Origin of the sequence: Protofrankia sp. Cr1, from assembly GCF_963555865.1 — a bacterium.
Taxonomy (GTDB): Bacteria; Actinomycetota; Actinomycetes; order Frankiales; family Frankiaceae; genus Protofrankia.
Window position 1 is genome coordinate 1 of the sequence record NZ_CAUVXO010000335.1, and the last position, 5,624, is coordinate 5,624.

The 5,624-nt window shown below is 71.9% G+C and carries 2 protein-coding genes and 1 pseudogene; all 3 read right to left on the reverse strand.

Annotated features, from left to right (window positions below; genetic code table 11):
* Positions 1-2,231: pseudogene (locus tag U9980_RS20595) on the reverse strand (putative baseplate assembly protein); the annotation flags it as partial.
* Positions 2,228-5,320 carry a putative baseplate assembly protein gene (locus U9980_RS20600; RefSeq protein ID WP_322769421.1) on the reverse strand — a complete coding sequence of 1,031 codons (3,093 nt, stop codon included), beginning with the start codon at positions 5,318-5,320 and terminating at the stop codon, positions 2,228-2,230. The gene U9980_RS20600 and the pseudogene U9980_RS20595, both read right to left, overlap by 4 nt.
* Positions 5,317-5,624: GPW/gp25 family protein (locus U9980_RS20605; protein WP_322769422.1), on the reverse strand; the 308-nt coding region annotated here is incomplete at its 5' end. The genes U9980_RS20600 and U9980_RS20605, both read right to left, overlap by 4 nt.

Genomic DNA, 5,624 nt, shown 5'->3' on the forward strand with positions numbered 1-5,624 from the left:
CCGCTGATCCGCGCGGTGTCGCAGCGATAGGTGTAGCGCAGCGGCGCGGCAAGAGTGATCGTGGTGTGCACGGTGTCGCCCGGACGGCGGTCCTCCACACCCTGGCTGACACCGGAAATCATCACGATCTCGCTGCCGGGCACACCGGTGGTGCCCCCGATATCCGTGCGCTCACCGGAGACGATCAGATGACGTCCGGGGACGAGGCCGTCGTAGAGCCGGTCCAGCTCGATCGTCGCCCCCGTGATGTCGGCGGCGCACGGCTCCCAGGCGGGCTCGAGGGGCTCGCCGCGGAACCGGACCGAGGTGTTGCGATGGGCGGTCAGCAGCAGGTCCTCGCCGGACAGCCACGGCTGTTCGAGCGTGAGCTGGGTGACGGTCGCGGCGATACCGAAGGCGGACTTCGTCACCGTCTCGACCTTCGTCACCCGGGTCTTCAGGGGCCAGCCGGTACCGGTCCGGTCGGTCCGTTCGACCACGACCCAGCTGCCCGGGACGACCTGGTCGTACACCGCGTCCAGTGGGAGGACGTCGGGAGGCTTCGGCGGCAGCAACGACTCATCGCGGACGGTGAGCACACCGGGTTCGGCTTCGGCTCGCAGCCTCGGCTCCAGACCGACGGTGATGTCATGGCCGGGCAGCCTGCGCTCCACGCTCTGCCCGATCGCGGGCTGGTACTCGGTGTCACGATCGCCGTCGAGTGTCACGGTGATCGGCCCTCCGTCGTGACCGGCGACCAGCGAGACCGGGACCGACTGCGGCCCGAAGACGGTGATCACACGCTGCACGGTTCCGCCGAAGGTGAAGGTCACCGTGGAGTTCCCGCTACCCACTGCGATCAGCACGGTGCCCGCTGGGAAGTCGAGTGTCGCGCCGGCGGCGATGGATACCCCGGTGCGGGTGATGTCCTGGTAACGGATGTCGGCCGTCAGCGCGCGGGTCTGATTATCGGAGGCTGTCGTCCCATAGTGGATGCCTGCCTCGATCACTACGGTTCCGTTCAGCGGCCATTCCTCGGTGTCGATCGCCACCCCGCGGGCGTCGAGCACCGGTTTGCGGGGTGCGGTCGCGCCAAACGGGACGGCCCGCGCGCGCAGCGCCTGCACGCTACGTAGCTCGGGGGTGGGGGCGAGCGCGGCGTTCGCCCACGCCCGGTACACCGTCCCGCCGATCTCCGGACGCAACGCCGCGAGCAGCTTCGGCACGGCGTCGGACCGGGTGGCGAGTGTCGCGCCGAATGATCGGCTCAGGTCGGCGGCGTGGTCGGGCTGGCGGGACGGTGGGCGGCCGAGGGCGTCGAGCCGGTCGCCGATCCATGTCAGTGGGTCGACGCCAGTATGGATCTCCCGCGCATCACCGGTGCTGTCGCCGGACCTCTGGAGGGCGACCCGGGTACGCCGTTCGGCCGGTTCAGGTGTGACGGAGAGGACGCGGCGCAGGACCTGCTCGCCCGCACCGATTCCGAACACGAGCAGCAGCGGATCGTTCGGCCGCAGACCGGTGGCCACACCGGCCAGATACAGCTCAGACCGCTTGTCAGCGTCCTTGAAGGTGATCCACGGTGGCCGGGTCCGCCGGGTCCGCAGGTCGTTCCAGCCGGCCCGGGCCACCATGTCGTCCATGGTCTCGAACACCTGCGGCAACTCGTCCGGACCGGGCACACTCTGCGCCCGGGAACCGGCCGGGATGACCACGTCGGCGTCACCGGCCGCGTCGACGTCGAGGGTGTAGGCGAGGTACACGCTCGCGCCCAGGCCCGGACGCGGCCGGTAGCCGACGAGCCGGGCGAGCTCGACCACGGAACCGCGTTCGGTGGCGGTCCGCAGGTAGCCCTCGTTGGCGATGCGCTCCTGGTAGAAGGTGAGCACGTCCGCGACGGTCGCCCAGGCGTCCAACAAGGCGATGGACGGATCATTCGCCCGCCGCGCGGTCAGCCCGCGCAGCGGGTACCGTGCCTCGCCGGCAGAACCGTCCAGACCGTCAGAACCGTCAGAACCGTCCGGGCGGTCGCTCAGCGCATGATCCGACAGCGCGGTGAGCATCGTGGCGAGGAAGCTACCGTGGGTGCCGACCCGGTAGGCGAGCGCGTCCAGCCCGGCCCGGTTGACCGTGGACGCCGGGGTCAGTCGTGCCGTCCCCGCGCAGCATGCGCCGGCCCCACAGCCGCCGCAGCCACAACCTGCCGCCGCAGCGCACGCAGCGCCACAGCCCGCCCGAGTCAGCCGATTCACCGTCCACCTCGCAGATCGAGTTCGAGCCGACCGTTACCGGGCCGGGCCGGGTCGTTGTCCAATCGGGCAACCTCGTCCGGGCCGATGCGCAGCACACCGGCGTCGCGCTCCCCCTGGTCACTGGCGTAGAGCCGTTCGAACCGGGCCACCTCGACGCTGGTCACGCCGGGCACGGCCGCCGCGGCGGCGACGATCCGGCTGAGCCGGACGGGCTCGCCGAAGGTCAGGTTGTCCGGCTGGAACAGGCCGCTCCCGGTGGACGGTTGGCCGCCAACCGGTAGGCCGCGGCTGCCGAGCGCCGCGAGCAGCGCCGCCCGGACATGCCCGCGAATGACCTCGGGACGCACGCAGATGACAAGCTTCACCAGCAACGGCACATACCGGGTGGGGGTGACGACCACGTCGTGACCGATCCGGCGGTGGCGTTCGGCGCCGGCGCGGACCCGGCGCAGCAGCGCCGGCTCGGGGTCGGCCGCGCCCAGCGGATCGACGGCAAGGTGGATCTCATACCAGCTGCCGTTCCAGCGTCGGACCGCAACCGCCCGCTGTACACCCGGGACCGCCGTCGCGAGCGTGGCGTAGTCCTCGGGGGTGACCGCCCGTTCCAGCCGGGACCGGATCGCGCCGGGCGCGCGCAGTTTCACCTCCCGCACCAGCTCCGGGTCGATACCACCGGCCGCGGCCAGCGGATTGCGGACCCCGGTGATCCCGCCCGGAATCGGCCCACGGAAGACGATCCAGTTGATCGCATCGGCGCCGACGTTGCCGGCGACGCCGTTGCCGACCCGGTAGTCGGCGAGCAGCGTCCGGCCCGGCTCGACCCCCCGGCCGTAGACGCCGTCGCCGAACCGCAGGTGCACCACGCCGTCGTCATCGACCTCACCGACGACATGGGAGTCGGTCGGCCCGCTGGCGAGCAGGTCCGGCCGGACCGCCCACCTCACGCCGTCACTCCAGCCCGCGCCGTCCTTGCCCGCGCCGTCCTTGCCCGCGCCGGCTTGACTGACACCTGCGCCCGGGGCACGCAGGTCGAGCACCGGCAGGGCTGCCCGGGGGTCCTGGGTCAGAGCCGCCGTGGCCGGTCCGTAGCGGGCCGGGTCGTCCCCGACGAGCTCGGTGGCGAAGCGCGCACCGAGAACATCGCGCACCTCCTCGACACCGTCGCGGCCCAACGCCAGGCCGGCGCGGGTACGGTGGGTGAGATCGGCGAGCCATCGCAGCGTGCCACGCAACAACCACCGGTGGCGGGCGAGCAGCCGTGCCAACGCCGAGGCCGCCTGCGCCGCCGTCAGCGGGTGCCGGACCCCTGGACGCGGCGGCACCAGACCGAGCCGCACCAGCTCCGCCCGACCGAAGACGATCCGAAGCTCGTCGAGAGCGGCCGCGTCCGGCACGAGCCCGCCGTACGCGGAGGTCCACAGCTCACGCAGGCGGTCGGCCAGCTCGTCCGGGATGCGCTCCAGCCGGGCCGCCTGGGCGGTGGCGATCCGGGTCGGGTCGGGAAACAGCACACGTTGTGTGACAGGAGAGTCGGGCAGCGTCAGGTCGGGGCGTCCAGGGGGGCGCAGCCGCGGAGCCGGCTCGCCCACACCGGCGCAGCCGGCCGGTCGGGACGCGACAGCGGGGACACATAGTTCCCGTGGACGTTGCCCGCTACGGGACATGGTGCGGCCATGGTCGACCAGGATGACGTTGCCACGGACCACGCTCACCGGTTCGACGCGCTCACACGCGGGACCGGCAACGCAGGAGACGCACAGGTCGAAGGTGAGCGCATCGGCGGCATCCCAGCCCACCTCGACGATCGGCTGGCCCAGGCCCGCCGAGCCGTAGAGCGCGTCCACGCCGGGTGTGACCGAGGTCAGCCGTACCGCCTGCCGGTGCGTCGGGTCGGCGTCCGCCGCCACGCCGGTGCGGGGGCCGAGCACCTCCTCGAAGATCAGAACATCGCCGGGGTGCAGCGCCAGCGCCCGCGGCCGCTCGTCGCGCTCCCCGTCACGCTCCCCGTCGAGCCAGTCGTCGCGCAGCGTGGCCCGGGTCGCCCCACGGGGCAGGCAGCATTCGGTGTCGCCCCACGTCCACAGTCGGATGCAGTTGTGCTGCGGGTTGAGGTCGACGGTGACGTCAAGCACCGGCTCGAACACGGTGGCGCGCGCCAGCTCCGCGCGGACGTCGTCCAGGGCGAGGGCCGGCCCAGTGGTCGCGTCACCCCTGGGCCTGGCCGCGCCGGCGCTGGAGCCGGCGAGGAAGAAATACGTGTAGGCAGACAGCCGGAGCGGTGCCTCCACCTCGATCGACACCCAGGTACGGGCGTTGCAGCCGTCATGCATCCGGTAGTCGATCAGCCGGGCATGTCGCCGGACGGAGATCCGCCGGCGGGCGGTACCCAGGTATGCCTCGCCCGCCACCGCGTCCTGGTGGTAACTGAGGTGGTCACCGACGTAGGCGAGCAGCTCGACCAGGGTGACACCGAGATCGGGAAGGTGTCGTTCGGTCCAGCCCGGCATGATCAGATCGAACCGGTCGAGGATCAGCTGACGAAAGCTGGCGTAGTCCTTGGCCAGGTAGGAGATGTCCGGTTCGGCCGTGGACGGGGGCGCACATCCGTCCGCGCTCGCACAGTCGAGCCCGGACGGGCAGGAGCCGGGGAAGGTGAAGTCGAGCCGAGCGTAACGGGGGTCGAAGCCGGCGAGAGGACGGTCGGTGGGCCGGCCTCTCGCGTCGGTCTCGACCAGTCGGAGGGTGTAGGTGGCGGCGTAACCGGGCCGGTCCAGCGACAGGCGGAGACGGTCGTCCCGGTCTGCGTCGTCGCTGATGTCCAGCCGCACAGCCACGGCCCGCACCGCTCCTCGGGGGCCGTCGGCGGCATCGATACGGACGTTGGCGACATCGATGCTCTCGGGCGCGGCACCGAGGAACGTCACGGTCAGCTCCCGGCCGTCGGCGCCGACCTCGACGTAGTCCAGTCCGCCCGCGCCCGCGGCTCGGATACGGGACCGCCGCAGGTCGGTGGCGCACATCAGGGCCGGGATCGCCCGCACAGCCGGGTCCTCAGGTGGGGCCGGGGCGCGACCCTCGTGGGCGCTCACGCCGGACCGGTCCGTTCGATGACCTCGGTGCGCGCCTCGCCGGTGGCCAGCACGGTGTAGCTCACGGCCACTGCCACGGTGGCCTCCTCGACGGCGACCACGAGCCGCGCGACGTCGATCACGTCACCGAGCCAGCGTTGCAATGCCGCCTGCAGGCTGAACTGCAGTGCCGCGGCGAGTTCGGCGCTGGCCGGGGCGAACACCAAGTCCAGCAGACCGCTACCGAAATCGGGCCGGTTCACCCGCTCCCCCGGGCTGGTGAGCAGCAGCTGTTCGATCATGTCCCGGATGTGGTCCTCAGGTG